Raw genomic sequence first — 17,317 nt, 5'->3', positions numbered from 1 at the left:
GCCCGCTTTGTAGGCTGGCTCGGGGGCCGCACCCCCTCCCCCGTACGTCATGAAGGAGATCTGCCGTGCTCGTTCTGTTGCCGCCGTCGGAGGGGAAGGCCGCTTCCGGCCGCGGGGCGCCCCTGAAGCCCGAGTCGCTGTCCCTGCCGGGGCTCGCCGAGGCACGCGCCGCCGTCCTGGACGAGCTGGTCGAACTGTGCGCCGCGGACGAGACGAAGGCGCGGGAAGTTCTCGGTCTGAGCGAGGGGCTGCGCGGCGAGGTCGCGAAGAACGCCGGGCTGCGGACCGCGGGTACGCGTCCGGCCGGCGAGATCTACACGGGCGTGCTGTACGACGCGCTGGGCCTGGCCACGCTGGACGCGGCCGCCCGTCGGCGGGCCCGGCAGTCGCTGCTGGTGTTCTCCGGGCTGTGGGGCGCGGTGCGTCTCGGCGACCGCATCCCCTCCTACCGCTGCTCGATGGGCGTGAAGCTGCCGGGGCTGGGCGCGCTCGGTGCGTACTGGCGGGGCCCGATGGCGTCGGTGCTGCCGGACGCGGCCGGGGACGGGCTGGTCCTGGACCTGCGGTCGTCGGCGTACGCGGCGGCGTGGAAGCCGAAGGGAGAGATCGCGGCGCGTACGGCGACGGTGCGGGTGCTGCACGCGCCGACCCGGAAGGTGGTCAGCCACTTCAACAAGGCGACGAAGGGGCGGATCGTACGGAGCCTGCTGGAGGCGGGGACGGCGCCCGGGTCGCCGGGCGAACTGGTGGAGGCGCTGCGGGACCTCGGGTACGAGGTGGAGACACCGGCGGCGGGGAAGCTCGACGTGCTCGTGTCGGAGATCCACTGAGTCATTGCACAGGACGCAACGCTCGTTGCGCTTCATGCATGTCCTGGGCAGGATGGGGCGCATGACCTCCGCCCCGTCCGTGCTGGACCTCGCGCCCGTGCTGCCCGTCGTCGTCATCGACGACGCGGCCGACGCCGTGCCCCTCGCCCGTGCCCTCGTAGCGGGCGGGCTGCCCGCCATCGAGGTGACGCTGCGTACGCCCGGCGCGCTCGACGCGATCCGGGCCGTCGCGGCGGAGGTGCCGGACGCGGTCGTCGGCGCGGGCACCGTGGTCTCGCCGGGCAGCGTCGACGCGGCGGTGGTGGCCGGGGCGCGCTTCCTGGTCAGTCCCGGATGGACGGACACGCTGCTGGCGGCCATGCGCGGGTCGGGCGTGCCGTTCCTGCCGGGCGTCTCGACGGCCTCGGAGGTCGTGGCGCTGCTGGAGCGCGGCGTGCACGAGATGAAGTTCTTCCCGGCGGAGGCGGCGGGCGGCACCGCGTACCTGCGGTCGCTCGCCGGCCCGCTGCCCGGGGCCCGCTTCTGCCCGACGGGCGGCGTCTCGCTCGCGTCGGCCCCCGCGTACCTGGCGCTGCCGAACGTGGGCTGTGTCGGCGGGACCTGGATGCTGCCGGCCGACGCGCTGACGGCCCGGGACTGGGGCCGGGTCGAGACGCTGGCGCGGGAGGCGGCGGGGCTGCGCGGGCAGGACGCCGGCCGCGCGCTGTCGGCCTGACGTCCCGCCCGGTGTCCTACCGGCCGAAGTCCAGCTCCACGTAGGGGGCGAGCGGGCGGTAACCCAGGCGCTCGTACAGGCGGTTGGCGACCGGGTCGTCCACGTCGGCGAAGAGCAGCACCTGCCGGGCGCCCGCCTCCAGGGCCCCCTGGCTCGCCGCGGCGGTCACCGCGCCGGCGAAGCCGCGGCCGCGGCTTTCGGGCGGGGTGTAGACGGGCGCGATCCGCGCATGGCCGGCGAGCACCGGAGAGTGGGCGGCCATGGAGACGGGCCGGCCCTCCACCTCCCAGAAGTACAGGCCGCCGTAGGCGATGCGGCGGGACACGTTCGCGGTGTAGTCCGTATCGGTGCTCGACCCGGTGTCGGCGGCGAAGCCCGTCATCCACGCGGCCGCCTGCGCCACGTCCTCGGTGGTGGCCTTGCGGGCACGGCCCGGGCGCGGCTGCTCGGGAGGGCACAGCTCGCCGAGCCGGAACAGCCGCAGCCGCACGTCCACGGACCACTGCCCCGGCCCGGCCCACTCGTCCGCGAACGCCCGGCCGCTGCCGTCGGGTCCCCTGACGCCCGTGACCACGGCCTCGTCGGCCCGCAGGGCGCGGGCGAGTTCACGGGCCTGGTGGGGGGTGAGCGGCCCGAGGAGGGGCGGGTGCGGAGGCGTCTGGAGAAAGGCTCCGGTGACGCCGTCGCCGTCTCTCCACCAGCCGAAGCGGGGCGGCGGACCGCCGCTGTCGCCGTACGCGCCCGGTCCGTGGCGCCGGACCGTCTCACTGACGGTGAGCAGTCCGGTGTTGCGGACGGGGTCGGCGGCGAGGTGGGGGCCGGCGTGGTGGTGGAACTCGTCGAGGTCGTGGGTGAGTTGCCAGGTCATGGGGTTGATCTCCCCCACCCCGCCCCTTCCCGAACCGCGGCTCCGCCCGTACCGCGCTCCGCGCGGTGTCCTCAATCTCCCCCTACGGCCTGGCGGCCGAAGGCCCCCGGCGAAGCCAGGGGGAGTGCCCCCAGACGGGCTGAAATCGCCGCCCCTGCCGCTGCGGGCCCCGCCGGAAACTTCGAGCCCCGCTGGGATTTCCGGCCCCCGCCGGCCCCCAGCCGCCGACATTTGAGACGCGGGGGCGGGGGGAGCCCCGGCAACTTCCAGCCCCGCCGGCGATTGAGGTGCGGGGCTTGGGGCGGAGCCCCGACAAGAGCACCGCGCATAGCCAGCGCCGTGGCGCCCCTGGCCCGATTGAGGCGCACGGTTACGGCGGCAGAGCCCCCGTAACCCAGCCCTGTTGGCACCCCCAGCCTGCGATCGAGGCGCGGGGCTCGGGGCAGAGCCCGGACAAGAACGCCCCGCACACCAAGCCCCACCGACGATCGAGGCGCAGGGGCGCGGGGGCGGAGCCCCCGAGCCAAGGGTCAGCGGAGGTGGGACGTGTCGTTCAGGAGACGCAGCGACGCGTTCCCGTCCGCGTAGTACGCCAGCGCCGACAGCGACGCCGCCGAGAGTTCCATGCGGAACAGGGACTCCGGCGGGGCCCCCAGCGCCAGACGGGCCAGGGTCTTGATCGGCGTCACGTGCGTGACCAGCAGCACCGTACGGCCCTGGTGGCGCGCCAGCAGCCGGTCCCGGGCCGACGACACCCGGCGCGTCACCGTCGCGAAGCTCTCGCCGCCGCCCGTCGGGGCCGCCTTGGGGGACGCCAGCCAGGCGTCCAGGTCGTCGGGGTAGCGCTCGCGGACCTCCGCGAACGTCAGCCCCTCCCACGCGCCGAAGTCCGTCTCCCGCAGCCCCTCGTCGACGATCACGTCGAGGCCCAGCCGGGCCGCGACCACCTCGGCGGTCTCGCGGCAGCGGCGCAGCGGTGAGGTGACGACCGCCTGGATCGTGCCGCGCGCCGCCAGGGCCGTGGCGGCCGCCTCCGCCTGGCGGCGGCCCGCCTCCGACAGGACGGGGTCGCTGCCCCCGCTGCCGGAGAACCGCTTCTCGGGGGTCAGCGCCGTCTCGCCGTGGCGGAGCAGCACGAACGTGGACGGCGTGCCGAGGTCCGCCGACACGCCCCAGCCCGTGCTGGGCACGGGCGCGGGCGCGGCCGCCGCCTGGGTCACCGTCGCCGCGACAGGCGGGGAGGCCACCGGCACCACGCCGGCACTGGCACCCGCACCCGCAAGCGCCGCCCGCGCCTTCGCCGCGCCGGCCGCCGCGTCCCCGACGATCCGCGCCGCCTGCGTGTCCAGCTCGGCCGTGGAGCGCGACGGCTCCCACTGCCTGCCCTTGCGTCCGGCGTCCATCGCCTCGTTGGCGAGCCGGTCGGCGTGCTTGTTCCGCTCGCGCGGGATCCACTCGTAGGTGACCTGCGACGACGGGAACACGGACGCGGCCTCGGCGGCCAGCGGCCGCATGTCCGGGTGCTTGATCTTCCAGCGGCCGGACATCTGCTCGACGACGAGCTTGGAGTCCATCCGGACGCGGACGACCGCCTCCGGGTCGAGCTCCCGGGCCGCCTTGAGCCCGGCCACCAGGCCCTTGTACTCGGCGACGTTGTTGGTCGCCACGCCGATGTACTCGGCCGCCTCGGCCAGCGTCAGGCCGGTGGCCGGGTCGAGGACGACCGCGCCGTAGCCGGCCGGACCCGGGTTCCCCCGGGAGCCGCCGTCGGCCTCGACGACCAGTTCGCGCACTGCGGGCACTACAGCCCCGACTCGGACGTACGGACGAGGATGCGGCGGCAGTTCTCGCAGCGCAGTACCGTGTCGGGCGCGGCCGCGCGGACCTCGTTGAGCTCGGTGATGTTCAGCTCCAGCTGGCAGCCCTCGCAACGGCGCTGGAACAGGCGCGCCGCGCCGACACCGCCCTGCTGCACGCGCAGCTTCTCGTAGAGCTTCAGCAGGTCGGCGGGCACCGAACCGGCCACGAGCTCGCGCTCCTTGGTGACCGAGGCGGCCTCGTCGTCCAGCTCCGCCTGCACGGCGTCGCGCCGGGCCGTCGCCGCGTCGACCTTGCCCTGCACGGACGAGACGCGCTCGGTCAGCTCGGCGACCCGCTCCTGCGCGGACTCGCGGCGCTCCATGACCTCCAGGACCACGTCCTCGAGGTCGCCCTGACGCTTGGCGAGCGAGACGATCTCGCGCTGGAGGTTCTCCAGGTCCTTGGGCGAGCTGACCGCGCCGGAGTCGAGGCGCTGCTGGTCGCGGGTGGCGCGCTGGCGCACCTGGTCGACGTCCTGCTCCGCCTTGATCTGCTCGCGGGCGGTGTCGCTCTCCTCGGTCTGCGCGGCGACGAGCAGGTCGCGCAGCTGCGTGAGGTCCTTGTTCAGCGACTCGATCTCGGCGTGCTCGGGCAGCGACTTGCGCTTGTGGGCCAGCTGCGACAGGCGCATGTCGAGGGCCTGTACGTCGAGGAGTCGGATCTGGTCGGCGGGCGCTGCGTTCAGTTGGGGGCTCCAGGGGAATCGTGGTGGGAGGACCAGGGGTCGGTGACCGTCGTCGAGACGTGGACCCGCAGGTCCCAGCCGTGCCGGTCGGAGATCTCGTCGAGCTGCGCCGCCGCCTGCTCGCACCAGGGCCACTCGGTGGCCCAGTGGGCGGCGTCGACGAGTCCGAGCGGAGAGTGCTGTGTCGCCTCCGACGCGGGGTGGTGGCGCAGGTCGGCGGTGAGGAAGGCGTCCACTCCGGCGGCCCGCACCTGGTCGAAGAGGCTGTCGCCGGAACCGCCGCTCACCGCGACGGTCCGTACGAGGGCGTCCGGGTCCCCCGCGACACGGATGCCGTGTGCGGTGGCGGGCAGCCGCTTCGCGGCGCGCGCGGCGAAGTCGCGCAGCGTCTCGGGGCGGTCGAGTTCGCAGACGCGCCCGAGGCCGCGGCGCCCGTTCGCGTCGGAGGCGTCGGGCACCAGGGGCCGTACGACCCGCAGGTCGAGCGCGCCCGCAAGGGCGTCGGAGACGCCGGGGTCGGCGGTGTCCGCGTTGGTGTGGGCGACGTGCAGCGCGATGTCGTTCTTGATCAACGTGTGCACGACACGGCCCTTGAAGTGGCCGGCGGCGACGGTCGTCGTACCGCGCAGGTAGAGCGGGTGGTGGGTGACCAGCAGGTCGGCGCCCAGCCGCACCGCCTCGTCGACGACGTCCTGGACGGGGTCGACGGCGAACAGCACGCGCGTGACCGCGGCGTCGGGCTCACCGCACACCGTGCCGACCGCGTCCCACTGTTCGGCCCGCTCGGGCGGCCAGAGGGCGTCGAGGGCGGTGATGACTTCAGACAGACGGGGCACGGGGGAAAGGCTACCTGCCCGGGCCCGGACACCGGTCTGCGCCCGGGGCGCCGCCCGGCTCCCGGCGTCCTCCGGTCGGCGCGGGCTACTTGACGAGGTAGCCGCGCAGGTCGTCCAGGACCTCGTCGGCCGCCGTGACGCCGAGCCCGAGGTACCAGGTCTCGTCCGGAACGTCCTTGGCCTGCCCGGCCCTGACCGCCTCGAGGTTCTTCCACAGCGGGTTGGAGCGGGCGGTGTCGCGCTGGGTCTTGGCCGGGTCGCCGTAGACGCCGGTGAAGATCCAGTCCGCGTCGGCCTGGTCCATCTTCTCCGGGCTGATCTCGACCGCCAGGTCCTCGATCTGCTGGTTCGCGGGACGCGGGACGCCCGCGTCCCGCAGGATCGTGCCGATGAAGGACGCCTGCGCGTACAGGCGGATCTTGCCCGGCATGTAGCGCAGCATGGTGACGGTCGGCTTCTTCTCGCCGATGTCCGTGCCGAGCTGCTTCGCCTTCTTCTCGTAGGCCCCGAGCTGCTCCTTCGCCTCGGCCGTCTTGTCGAGCGCTGCGGCGTTGAGGAGGTAGTTCTCCTTCCACGTGAAGCCGGGGCGGATGGAGAAGACCGTCGGGGCGATCTTGGACAGCTCGTCGTACTTGTCGGCCGCGCGCAGCTCGCTGCCGAGGATCAGGTCGGGCTTCAGCGCGGCGATGGCCTCCAGGTTGAGGCTGTTGATCGTGCCGACGCTCTTCGGGCTGCCGGCCTGCTTCTTCAGGTAGCCGGGGATGCCGTCGTCGCCCTCGGTGGGCGCGTAGCCCACCGGCTCGACGCCGAGGGAGGCGACGTTGTCGAGCTCGCCGACGTCGAGGACCACGACCCGCTTCGGCGCGGACTTCAGTTCCGTCGTGCCGAGGGCGTGGGTGATGGTGCGCGGGAACTGGCCGGGCCGGGCGTCCGTGCCCATGGCCGCCGTCTTCTTCGCCGCGTCGGCGAAGTCCTCGCCGCCCTGCGCGACGGACTTCTTGCCGCCCGCGTCGCCCTGGCTTCCGCTGTCCTTGCCCTTCGCGGAGTCGCCCCCGCCCCCTTCGGCGCCGCAGGCGGCGAGGGACAGTGCGGCGGTGAGAGCGATGGCTGCGGCGGCGCCGCGGCGGCGTAGGGACATGGTGACTCCTGGGGACGAACTTAGGGGTGCCTTACCTTAAGCACTCCTCCGGTCACCGAGCACAACCACCCCCTCCGTCTCAGGCAAATCCGGGCATCGCCATCCTTATGTGTGAAGTGCCATGTCTCGCAGTGTTCGGCAGCAAGTGCGATACCTAGCGTCGATGGACGGAGGTGACGTATCGATGACTGCCTGTGCCATCGAGACCGCCGCAAAGAAGGAAGAGGCGGTGGCGCGTACGGGGTTCACGATCACCGCGGATGGTACGTACGCGGCCCGGCTCGCCGGAACCGGCGACGCCCTGTTCCCGGAGCGCTGGACGCTCGACGGCCCCGAGCCGTACGCCGTCCCGCTGCCGCTGGACCAGCCCGAGGAGCGCGATGCGGAGGTGCTGCCGCTGGCCGACGGACGGGTCCTGATCAACCGCCGTGCGGGCGAGCGGCACACGTTCTCGCTGCTGTACCCGGCCGGTCCGGGGACCGGTGAACTGGCCCTCGGCGCCGTCGAGGCCGCGGAGCTCACCCTGCTTCCGCCCGCACCGGACGGCGCGTACGCCTATGCCCTGGCGCCCGGGGAGACGTCGACGGCCGTGTGGCTCGTGGCGGGCGGGGCGTTCGGCCCCGAGCGCGTCGCGGACGTGCCCGGCCGCTGCTCGGGCGGCGCGTGGCTCGACCGTACGGGACGGCTGCTCGCCCTGGACCGGCAGCAGCCCGGCGGACCGGTGAAGACGGTGGCGGTGGATCTCGCGCTCGGCGGGGTGGTGACACCGCTGCTGGAGATCACCGACGAGAGCGACGACCGGCTGCTGCTCGCGGACGCCGACAGCGGCCTGCTGCTGATCCGCTCGAACGCGCCGGGCGAGGGCCGGGACCGGCTCGGCTGGGGCGTGCTCGGCAGCCTGCGACCGGTCCGGTTCCCCGAGAGCCTGCGGCTGCCGGACGCGCTGGTGACGCCGTTCGCCGTGCAGCCGGGACAGATGCTGTCGCCGGAGAGCTGCGCGGTGGCGCTGCGGATCGACGGGCCGGCGGGCAGCTGGCTGGGGGTATGGCGACCGGCGGGCCGCCGCCTCCACCAACTTGCCCCTCCCCCCGGGTGGTTGGCGGGCTCGGGGACGTGGAGCAGGGACGGGGTGCTCCGACTGCCGTACGCGACCGGCGAAGTGCCGTGCGGCGTGGCGCGGATGGAGGCGCCGAGGGACGGTGCGGGCGGCGTCGAGGCCGGGGGTGGGGCCGAGAGTGGAGCCGGGCGTGCGGCCGGGCGTGCGGCCGGGTGCGCAGAAACCTTCGGCCTGCCGGATGCAAACGGTGTGCGGAGTCCCGGCGAGGGCCGGGCCACAGAACCGGCACAAGCGGAACACGCAGGTGGGGAACCGTGCGAGGCGTCAGGGAGTCCTGTGGTGTGCAAGCCGGTTCCCTTGCAGCAGGCACCCCTCACCGGCCGTGCGGCCCGTGGTTAAACTCTGCGGCCGGGGCTACGCAGCCGCACCGCCCGTGCACCGACGGTGACGGGTCTACGGGGCTTGCTGCCGGAGCCCTGTGACAGTGCATCAGCAATTGCGACGGGGTGAAGTTCTCACATGTCTGAAGTCCGAACCGACACGGCCCACGAGCGCCCGCAGCCGGCGGGCGCGGTCGGGGCTGACGCCGGCGGCGCGGGGAAGCATCGTGGTGGGGCGGCCACGGCGGAGGACGGGGCGGCGCCGACGCACGGCCGCCACCGGCGTCCGGGGGCGTCGGAGGGCGGGGGCGCCTGAAGCGTGGGGGTGTTTTCCCCACCCCGCCCCTTCCCGTAACCGGGGCTCCGCCCCGGACCCCTGTACCGCCCTTCGGGCGGTGTGCTCAAGCTCCCCTACGGCCTGGCGGCCGTGGGGAAGCCCCCAGACGGGCTGGACTGCCGCCGCGCGGCACCCAGCCCGTCGGCCGTTCCGGGCCGGGCTCATCCACCACGAGCCGCGCTGGGGCGCTTCAGGCACATGGGGGCGAATCAAGCCCCGCCGACGACCGAGGCGCACACCCAGCCCAGCCAGCGCTTGAGGACGGGGCGCGAATCAAGCCCCGTCGGCGATTGAGGCGCACACCCAGCCTCGCCGGCGCTTGAGGCGCGGGGCTTGCGGCAGAGCCCCAACAAGACCGCCGCGCACCCCAGCCCCGCCGGCGATTGAGGCGCCGCGACACACGGGAACACAGCCCCCGCATCAAGCGCCGCGCCCGCCCCCTACCCCCTCCTCAGTGACAGCACCTCGCGCGCCGCGAACGACTCCCCGTCGAAGTGGGGCGTCAGCAGCGCCTCCAGTTCCTCGTACGTGAACACGTCCTTCGCCGTGTCGAACTTCGCCGCCACCCTCGGGCGTTCCATCACCGCCACCATCCCCCCGTGCACCACCAGCAACTGGCCGGTGACCACCGACGCCGCCGGGGACGCGAGGTAGCCCACCACAGGCGCCACGTGCTCCGGGGACAGAGGGTCGGCCGCGCCCGGGGGCGGGGCGTCGCCGAAGACGTCCGCCGTCATACGGGTCCGCGCCCGCGGGCAGATCGCGTTCACCGTCACCCCGTACTTCGCCAGCGCCTGCGCCGACGACGTCGTCAGGCCGACGATCCCGCCCTTGGCCGCCGCGTAGTTGGGCTGGCCCGCCGAGCCCGCCAGGAACGCCTCCGAGGAGGTGTTGACGATCCGGCCGTACACCGGCGCGCCCGTCGCCTTGGCGCGTGCCCGCCAGTGTTCCGAGGCGAAGCGCGTCGTGGTGAAGTGGCCCTTCAGGTGGACGTGGACCACCGCGTCCCATTCGCTCTCGGACATCGAGAAGATCATGCGGTCGCGCAGGATGCCCGCGTTGTTGACGAGGATGTCGAGCTTGCCGAACTCCGCCACGGCCAGGTCGATCAGCCCCCGGGCCGTCTCGAAGTCGGCGACGTCGCCGAGGTGGGCGACCGCCCGGCCGCCCGCCGCGCGGATCTCGGCCGCGACCGACTCGGCGGGCGCGGCCGACGCGTCGCCGCTGCCTCCCCCATGACCTTCGGCATGGGAGGTACCCCCATGGCCCGGTTTCCCGTAGTCGTTGACGACGACGGCCGCACCGAGCCGCGCCAGTTCCCGCGCCTCCGCGCGGCCGAGCCCCCGGCCCGCGCCGGTGACGACGGCCGTGAGGCCCGCCAGAGGGAGTGTCATCGCGGCCCCCTCAGATCTCGACGCACGTGCGCAGGGCCTCGCCGCTGCGCATCTGCGCCAGGGCGTCGTTGATCCCGGCCAGCGGGACCCGGTGGGTGATCAGCGACTCCAGGTCGATCCTGCCCGCCCGCCAGAGCGCGATGGCCCGTTCGTAGGAGCGCAGCACGTCGCCGCCTCCGTACAGGGAGGGCAGGATGCGCTTCTCGTCGAAGAACAGCTCGAACATCGTGAGCTGGAGGTGGTCGTCCATGGCTCCCGCGCCGACGACGCACAGCGTTCCGCCGCGCCGGGTCGTCTCGTACGCGGTCCGTGCCGTCTGCGACCGGCCGACCACCTCGAAGACGTAGTCGAAGCCCTCGCCGGCGGTGACGCGCTGTTTGGCGTCGGCGAGTCCGTCGGGGGCCACGGCCTCGGTCGCGCCGAACCGCAGGGCGGCCTCGCGCCGGGAGGCCACCGGGTCGACCGCGACGATCTCGGCCGCGCCCTGGAGCCGGGCGCCCTGGATCGCGGAGATGCCGACCCCGCCGCAGCCGATGACGGCGACGGACGAACCGGCCTGCACCTGGGCGGTGTTGATCGCCGCGCCGAGCCCGGTCGTGACGCCGCAGCCGATGAGCGCGGCGATGTCGAAGGGCACGTCGTCGGGGATGGGCACGGCGCAGCCCGCGCCGACGACGACCTCCTCGGCGAACGTGCCGGTGCCGGCGAAGCCGAAGACGTCACCGCCGGGGCGGGCGAAGTTGGGCGTGCCCGCGTTCATGAACCCCGCCAGGCACAGGTGCGACTGGCCGCGCCGGCAGGACGGGCAGGCGCCGCACGCGGGCAGCCAGCACAGCAGGACCCGGTCGCCCGGTGCCAGGCCGGCCACCCCGTCACCGACCTCGATGATCTCGCCCGCGCCTTCGTGGCCGGGGACGAAGGGGGCGGGCTGCGGCAGGACGCCGGTCATCGCGGAGACGTCCGAGTGGCACAGTCCGGTCGCCCGGACGCGGATCCGCACCTTGCCCGGGCCGAAGCCCACCGCCTCGACGTCGTCGAGGACTTCGAGTTTGTCCTGGCCTGTCTCGTGCAGTACGGCTGCGCGCATGGCGGATCCCTTCGGAAGATCACGAATGTTCGACGATCGTGTCCGCGAGCACCGGGGCGTCGTCCCGCTCCACCGCCGTCACCGCCGCCTGGACGCCGTCGTCGTGCCGCCACATGCGGATGCGCAGGGTCTCGCCGGGGAAGACGACGCCGGCGAAGCGGGTGGCGTACGCGCGGACCTTGGTGACGTCGCCGCCCAGGAGCGTGTCGACGACGGCCTTGAGCGTCATGCCGTACGAGCAGAGCCCGTGCAGGATGGGCCGCTCGAAGCCGGCGAGCTTGGCGAACTCGGGGTCGGCGTGCAGCGGGTTCCAGTCGCCGGAGAGCCGGTAGAGCAGCGCCTGGTCCTCACGGATCACGCGCTCGACGGTCCGGTCGGGTGCGCGGTCGGGGACGGCGAGGCGCTCCGAGGGGCCGCGTTCGCCGCCGAATCCGCCCTCGCCGCGGACGAAGAGCTGGGCGTCGCTGGTCCACAGCGGCCCGTCGTCGTCGGCCGCCTCGGTGCGCAGCACGAGGACCGCCGCCTTGCCCTTGTCGTACACGGCGGCGACGCGTGACGCGGAGGTCGCCGTGCCGCTGACGGGCAGGGGGCGGTGCAGGGCGATGCGCTGGCCGCCGTGCAGGACGGCGGCGAGGTCGACGTCGACGCCGGGCGCGGACAGTCCGCCGACGACGCCCATGCCCGCGCCCGCCACGGTGGCGAAGCTGGGCAGGACGTGGAGCCTGGATTCGAGGGTGTAGCGCAGCTCGTCGGGGTCGGTGGCCGGGACGCCCGCCCCGATGCCGAGGTGGTAGAGCTGGACGTCCTTGTGGTCCCAGCGGATCGTGGTCGAGCGGGGGTCGGCGGCGAGGGCCCTGGCAGGGTCAATGGGCATGGGGCTGCTGCTCCTCGAACGGTTCGAAGACCTCGGCACGGCCGTCCGCACCGTCGGCCGCACCGAGGTCGCCCGGACAGGGCCCAGACGATTCTAGAACGCGTTCTAGGCCGATGGGCCTATGTATAACGCAGCCACCGGGCATTGGGAAGACGGCTGACGACTTGTCAGATCAGGGGTCGCCGCCCGAGGGACGTCGGCCCGGTGCACCGCCGACAGGGCTTCCGGCTCCCCCCGTCCGGCCGCGACAGGCGGGCCGGGGCTGGCGGTCATACCCTTGACACCGTGGACGAGATGCCGCGGGAGCACAGACCCGCCAAGTCCGTACGGGTGCTGATCGCCGAGAACCGGAGCACCACGCGCGGCGCGCTCGCGCTGCTCCTCGGCATGGAGGCCGACATCGAGGTGGTGGCCCAGGTGGGCCGCGGTGACGAGATCGTGGACGCGGCACTGACCCGGCGGCCCGACGTGGCGCTGCTCGACTGCGAACTGCCCGGCCTCAGCGGCCTCGACGCGGCGGCCGAGCTGCGCAAGGAGGTGCCGGACTGCCGGGTGCTGATCCTCACGACCTTCGGCCGCCCCGGGCTCCTGCGCCAGACTCTGGAGGCCGGGGCGGCCGGACTCCTGGTGAAGGACGGCCCGGTCGAGGAACTGGCCGAGGCGATCCGCCGGGCCCTGACCGGCGAGACCGTGATCGATCCGGTGCTGGCCGCGGCGGCGGCCGGAGAGCGGGACCGGCCGTGACCGGCCGACGTCCACGCCCGCCGCGAGGGGCATCCGGATTCGTGAACTAGGACTCCGAGCCCGCGGCCCGCTCCGGGCGCGGCAGCCACAGCAGCATCAGGAGCGCGGCGCCCAGCAGCACCCCGGTGCCCGTGCGGAAAGCCAGCGCGTAGCCGGACGTCAGCGCCTCGGCCGTGGTCGCGCCGCCCGTGCGGGAGGCCGCGGCGGTGGAGAGGATCGCGAGGCCGAGCGCGCCGCCCATCGTGCGGGAGGTGTTGACGAGGCCGGAGACGAGACCGGCGTCGCCGGGCGCCGCGCCCGAGGTGGCGAGAGAGGCGAGCGGCGTCGCGACGAGGCCGACGCCGGTCATCATCAGCACGCCCGGCAGCGCGATGGTCGTCAGGTACGAGCCGTCCGCCCCCATCGTCGACTGCCAGCCGAATCCGGTGGCGGCGATCAGCGCGCCGAGGACCGCGACGTTCCGCGCGCCGGCGCGCACCATCAGGCGGGGGGCGAGCTTGGAGCCGATGACGATGCTCAACGAGCTGGGGATCAGGGCGAGTCCGGCCTCCAGCGGCGTGTAGCCGAGGACGTTCTGCGCGTAGACGGTCATGAAGAACCACATGGCGAACGACACCGAACCGGTGACCGTCATCGCCACGTTCGCGGCCGACACGGCGCGCGAGCGGAAGACCTTCAGCGGCATCAGGGGTGCGGCCGTGCGTGCCTCCACGGCCACGAACAGGCCCAGCAGCACGAGGCCCCCGAAAAGGGGAATCAGCGTCCCGCTCTCGGCCCAGCCCGACTCCTCCGTCTGCACGATGCCGTACGCGACGGCAGCGAGGCCGCCGGTGACCAGGACCGCGCCCGGCAGGTCGAGGCGGCGGCCCTCGGCCACGCGGCTCTCGCTCAGCCACGCCACCGCGCAGGCCAGGACGAGCACGCCGACGGGCACGTTGATCAGGAGGACCCAGCGCCAGGAGAGCAGGTCGGTGAGGACGCCCCCGACGAGGCCGCCGGCCGCGCCGCCCGCCGCCCCGACGGCCGACCAGGTGCCGATGGCGCGCGTGCGGGCGGGGCCGGGCGGGACGGCCGCCGTGACGAGCGTGAGCGTCGCCGGGGCGAGGACGGCCGCGCCGAGGCCCTGCACGGCACGGGCGGCGAGCAGCTGCCAGCCCTCCTGCGCGAGCCCGCCTGCCAGCGACGCGGCCGTGAACAGCCCGAGCCCGACGAGGAACATCCGCTTGCGGCCGAAGATGTCGGCCGCACGGCCGCCCAGGAGCATGAACCCGGCGAAGGCGATGGAGTACGCGTTGAGCACCCATTGCAGCCCGGTGGCGCTCAACCCGAGGTCCGCCCGCATCGACGGCAGCGCGACGTTGACCACGGAGACGTCGAGCACGACGAGGAACTGACCGGCGCACGCGGCGAGGATCACCGCCCAGGTGCGTGCCGACCGTGAGGCGGCGGACGGCGGGAGGGACGTCTGTGTGCGCGAACGGGCTGCGGCCATGCGTGTCATGGTCGCAAACGCCTGCGGTCCGTACATCCGGACAGCGGTGTACGTGTCACCTCGCCGCTGGTCCTACGCCTCCGGCCTGAGCCCGCGCCGAGGCGCGGGCTCAGGCGCGCGGGAGCTCGATCTTCAGCGGGCCGCAGCCGATGCGCTCCGCCTCGGCGGCGACGTAGCCCGGCATCAGGTCGGCGACGATGCGGGGATCGTTCTCGTAGGAGCGGGTCTGCTCCATCAGGAAGACCACGCGCCCGGTCTGGCAGTTCGCCCCGTACACCGCGCGCATCAGTCCCGCGGATCCGTAGCCGCTGTTGCCGTCGGCATGGAACCTGACGCCGTCGAGGGTCTCTTTGCCGAAGATTTCGGTGATGCCGGGATCGACGAGCGTCATCATGCGCACGTGGGGGCCCAGCGAGCCGTGGCCTGCCTCGCAGACACGAGCGACGGCGCCGTCGCCACCTCCCTCGCGGACCCAGGTCAGGTTCTTTCGGTGCGCGGCAGGAAGCGCCAGTCCGTCCACGCCGCAGAAGTCTCCGGGCCGCACACTCGTCCGTTGAGGGAGCGGCGCGAGGTCGCGCGGCGCGCGGTACGTGCCGGTGCAGCCAAGCTCGCGGATGACGCCGTTGGTCGCGGCCACGACGGTGCGCGCCAGTGCCTCCCGGTCCTCCCGGTCGTGCGGGCCTTCCGAGTCGAAGTCGTGCTCCCCCAGGGCCACATCGACGACGAGCGAGGCGTCGCCGTCCTTGGGCCGTCCCGTGCACTGCTGCGGCACGGCGAGCCACGCGCGGTTCGGGGACACCATCCCGGGCAGCCCCTCGCCCAGGCCGACCATACGGGCTGACAGGAACTCCTCCGGCCACCGCCGCGAGTCCTCGCCGTAGAGCCCGTCGAGGTAGTGGACGCGGAGGATGGCTTGCCGACGCCCCGTGCTGCGGTCGTCGAAGCTGGTGACCCGGCACTGCCCGTACGAGCGTGAGGCGGTCTGCGGATCGCGCCGCAGCTCCTGCTCCTCCGCCTCGATCCGGCGGTCGCCGAACAACGCGGAGAGCGTCGAGTCGTCGAGCGAGTCCCAGCAGGCGTCCGCCTTCAGCAGCGGCAAAGTGTCCGTACGCCAGGCCACGAATCCCGCGCCCAGCAGAGCGCCGACGACGGCTGAGGCGGTGACCGCCCTGGCCGTACGGCTGCGCAGGAGCCTCCGCAGCAGGGAGGGCCGCGGCTCGGCGGCGAGCGCGGTCTCCTGCTCCGGCATCTCTTCGGTCGTCGTCATGCCGTGCCCCCGTTCGCCTTGCATCCGATGCGCTTGCCGACGGAGTCGACGAAGTTCGTGAACACCCGCTTCGCGCTGGGCTTCGCGATGCCGGTCACCCCGAGCCGGGTGCTGCCGTAGAAGACGGTCTCCCGTCCCCCGCACTCGAGCCGCACGAGCCCCTTGTCCGGCCCCTCGGGGAGGCCGGTGAACAGGGCCGCGAGGCGGGGCGCGGAGGCCATCACGTACTGCGCGGCCGGTTCCTCGTCGAAGCCTTCGGTCAGCCAGGCGACGGAGCACGTCTGCAGCCGGTCGTTCACGACGCCGACCTGCTGCCGGTACCTCGACTGCTTCGGCAGGTCGAAGACCACGCCGGGAATCCGGCAGACGGGATTGGCCGCGTCCTCTCTGTCCTCGGCGACGGTCGCCATGGGCGAGGTGGCGCGCAGCGGCTCCTTCGGGGCGCACCCCGCAGCGCGCAACCCGGTGTCGGCGACCGCCAGGAGCAGTTCGGCGACCTCGGCGCGCGTGCCGATCACGCCCATGCCTCCGGTGACCCGGCCCTCGCGGCCCTCGCTCCAGTTCTCGTTGTGCATCGTCACCACGGACGGCCTGCCGTCCACGTCGCACGCCTCGGGCAGCACGAGCATGCCCCGGTCCCCGCCGACGAGTCCGTCGAGGCCGTCGGGCAGGAAGGAGACGGAGCCGTGCAGGTAGTGGGTGATCCACTCCTGGCGCTTGTCCGCGGCGGCGGGCAGAGGGCCGTAGGTCACCGTGACCTTGTCCTCGTCGTCGTCCGACGCCACCTCGACGGTGCACGTGCCCTGCGGCCGCCCGGCGGACGGCGGCGCGGACTCGGTCGCCCGCCGCTCGGCACCCGACTCGTCCACGGCCTCGTCGCCGAGCAGGTGCGGGCCGCTGTTCTGCTGCCACGCGCCCCAGCAGTAGGCGTCCTCGAAGGGCCCGCTGTCCGTGGCCCACAGCCCGATCCCGGTCGCGAAGACCGCTCCCGCCAGCACCCCGGCTGTGACGCCGAGGCGTTTCCGTCTGCTGCCGGCCATGACTTTCCCCCTTGCGAACCCGCTAAGTCAGAGCAAACCCAGCGATGGTACGCGGCGGCCGGTCAGAGCGCGGCGGCGGCTCCCACGAAGGCCGCGAAGGCCGCGGGGGTGAGGGTGAGGACGGGACCGTCGGGGTTCTTGGAGTCGCGGACGGCGATGTGGGGGGCGAGGTGGGCGACTTCGACGCAGTCGCCGCCGGTGTCGCCGCTGTACGAGGACTTGCGCCAGGTGGCGCCGCCGACGGGGGCGCACTCGACGCACTGCCCACCGGTGTCGGAGCTGTACGACGACTTACGCCAGCGTGCGCCCGTCAGACCCTGGTCGGTGTCCATAACGTTCCTCCATTACGCGGGCGATGAGTGCCGCGGAGTCCTCCACGGACAGCGCGGCGGCCTGCAGGTGATCGTAACGGAGCGAACCCTCCCTGATAGCGGCCGGATTGGCCGTCATATGGCCCTGGACGAAGTCCTCGGTGTAGACGAGGTCCGGGTCGTCCTCGAACCGCAGCAGGGTGAACGTACCCGGCAGTCCGGCATGCGCGCCGACCGCGAACGGCAGGACCTGCACCTTGACCCACTCACGCCCGCGCAGCTCCAACAGATGGGCGAGCTGGTTCCGCATGACCTCGGGGCCGCCGACCTCCTGGTGCAGCACGGCCTCGCTGAGCACCACCCACATCAGCGGCGGCGTCTCCCGGTCCAGGATGCGCTGGC

At 73.5% G+C, this 17,317-nt stretch carries 16 protein-coding genes and 1 pseudogene; 4 read left to right on the top strand and 13 right to left on the bottom strand.

From position 1 onward, the window contains the following. Positions 1-65: 65 nt before the first annotated feature. Together yaaA and eda are read left to right on the top strand one after the other, a co-directional pair. Positions 66-830 (top strand): peroxide stress protein YaaA, encoded by a 765-nt coding sequence (gene yaaA, locus ACWD0A_RS18665; RefSeq protein ID WP_451299384.1) that lies wholly within the window; start codon positions 66-68, stop codon positions 828-830. 61 nt (positions 831-891) lie between these two features. Next, entirely contained in the window at positions 892-1,545 is a 654-nt protein-coding gene (gene eda / locus ACWD0A_RS18660) for a bifunctional 4-hydroxy-2-oxoglutarate aldolase/2-dehydro-3-deoxy-phosphogluconate aldolase (protein WP_451299382.1), read from the top strand. 16 nt (positions 1,546-1,561) lie between these two features. Here the strand turns inward: eda and ACWD0A_RS18655 are convergent, their stop codons facing one another. The 5 genes from ACWD0A_RS18655 to ACWD0A_RS18635 all read right to left on the bottom strand — a co-directional run bounded on the left by ACWD0A_RS18655 (position 1,562) and on the right by ACWD0A_RS18635 (position 6,932). Beyond that, positions 1,562-2,413: a GNAT family N-acetyltransferase gene (locus ACWD0A_RS18655; protein ID WP_451299380.1), complete on the bottom strand. Its 852-nt coding sequence runs from the start codon at positions 2,411-2,413 to the stop codon at positions 1,562-1,564. A gap of 530 nt (positions 2,414-2,943) precedes the next feature. Further along, the gene (locus ACWD0A_RS18650) at positions 2,944-4,206 is read right to left on the bottom strand and encodes a bifunctional RNase H/acid phosphatase (protein ID WP_451299378.1); all 1,263 of its coding nucleotides are present in this window, start codon (positions 4,204-4,206) and stop codon (positions 2,944-2,946) included. 8 nt (positions 4,207-4,214) lie between these two features. Further along, positions 4,215-4,958 carry a zinc ribbon domain-containing protein gene (locus tag ACWD0A_RS18645; protein ID WP_451299416.1) on the bottom strand — a complete coding sequence of 248 codons (744 nt, stop codon included), beginning with the start codon at positions 4,956-4,958 and terminating at the stop codon, positions 4,215-4,217. Then, positions 4,955-5,794, bottom strand: coding sequence for a Nif3-like dinuclear metal center hexameric protein (locus ACWD0A_RS18640; protein WP_451299376.1), 840 nt, complete (start codon positions 5,792-5,794; stop codon positions 4,955-4,957). The genes ACWD0A_RS18645 and ACWD0A_RS18640 overlap by 4 nt, the downstream gene beginning before the upstream one ends. Positions 5,795-5,879: 85 nt before the next feature. After that, a complete protein-coding gene (locus ACWD0A_RS18635) occupies positions 5,880-6,932 on the bottom strand; it encodes an ABC transporter substrate-binding protein (RefSeq protein WP_451299374.1) in 1,053 nt (350 codons plus the stop codon). A gap of 184 nt (positions 6,933-7,116) precedes the next feature. On the opposite strand from ACWD0A_RS18635, the gene ACWD0A_RS18630 reads away from it, so the two are divergent. Then, positions 7,117-8,388, top strand: coding sequence for a hypothetical protein (locus ACWD0A_RS18630; RefSeq protein ID WP_451299372.1), 1,272 nt, complete (start codon positions 7,117-7,119; stop codon positions 8,386-8,388). A 758-nt stretch (positions 8,389-9,146) separates the two neighbouring features. On the opposite strand, the gene ACWD0A_RS18625 is transcribed toward ACWD0A_RS18630, so the two are convergent. Genes ACWD0A_RS18625 through ACWD0A_RS18615 form a run of 3 tightly spaced genes read right to left on the bottom strand, consistent with a single transcriptional unit; the run spans position 9,147 to position 12,061 of the window. Continuing rightward, on the bottom strand, positions 9,147-10,100 hold the full coding sequence (locus ACWD0A_RS18625; protein ID WP_451299370.1) for a 3-oxoacyl-ACP reductase: 954 nt from the start codon (positions 10,098-10,100) through the stop codon (positions 9,147-9,149). Between the two features lie 10 nt (positions 10,101-10,110). Then, positions 10,111-11,187 carry a Zn-dependent alcohol dehydrogenase gene (locus ACWD0A_RS18620; RefSeq protein ID WP_451299368.1) on the bottom strand — a complete coding sequence of 359 codons (1,077 nt, stop codon included), beginning with the start codon at positions 11,185-11,187 and terminating at the stop codon, positions 10,111-10,113. Between the two features lie 19 nt (positions 11,188-11,206). Then, positions 11,207-12,061 carry a MaoC/PaaZ C-terminal domain-containing protein gene (locus tag ACWD0A_RS18615; protein ID WP_451299366.1) on the bottom strand — a complete coding sequence of 285 codons (855 nt, stop codon included), beginning with the start codon at positions 12,059-12,061 and terminating at the stop codon, positions 11,207-11,209. A gap of 294 nt (positions 12,062-12,355) precedes the next feature. Here ACWD0A_RS18615 and ACWD0A_RS18610 point away from each other — a divergent pair. After that, positions 12,356-12,802 (top strand): annotated as a pseudogene (locus tag ACWD0A_RS18610) (response regulator); the annotation flags it as partial. 49 nt (positions 12,803-12,851) lie between these two features. Here ACWD0A_RS18610 and ACWD0A_RS18605 read toward each other — a convergent pair. The 5 genes from ACWD0A_RS18605 to ACWD0A_RS18585 all read right to left on the bottom strand — a co-directional run. Further along, a complete protein-coding gene (locus tag ACWD0A_RS18605; protein ID WP_451299364.1) occupies positions 12,852-14,297 on the bottom strand; it encodes an MFS transporter in 1,446 nt (481 codons plus the stop codon). A 109-nt stretch (positions 14,298-14,406) separates the two neighbouring features. Beyond that, the gene (locus tag ACWD0A_RS18600) at positions 14,407-15,564 is read right to left on the bottom strand and encodes a hypothetical protein (protein ID WP_451299362.1); all 1,158 of its coding nucleotides are present in this window, start codon (positions 15,562-15,564) and stop codon (positions 14,407-14,409) included. Then, positions 15,561-16,604: a hypothetical protein gene (locus ACWD0A_RS18595; protein WP_451299360.1), complete on the bottom strand. Its 1,044-nt coding sequence runs from the start codon at positions 16,602-16,604 to the stop codon at positions 15,561-15,563. Before ACWD0A_RS18595 ends, ACWD0A_RS18600 begins: the two co-directional genes overlap by 4 nt. 62 nt (positions 16,605-16,666) lie before the next feature. Beyond that, positions 16,667-16,936, bottom strand: coding sequence for a DUF397 domain-containing protein (locus ACWD0A_RS18590; protein ID WP_451299358.1), 270 nt, complete (start codon positions 16,934-16,936; stop codon positions 16,667-16,669). Beyond that, a partial coding sequence (locus ACWD0A_RS18585; RefSeq protein ID WP_451299356.1) for a DUF5753 domain-containing protein occupies positions 16,896-17,317 on the bottom strand: 422 nt, incomplete at its 5' end. The genes ACWD0A_RS18590 and ACWD0A_RS18585, both read right to left, overlap by 41 nt.

The organism is Streptomyces sp. NPDC002867 (genome assembly GCF_053591895.1).
The sequence above is the reverse complement of the archived record's forward strand: the minus strand, read 5'-3'. Positions and strand labels throughout refer to the sequence as shown.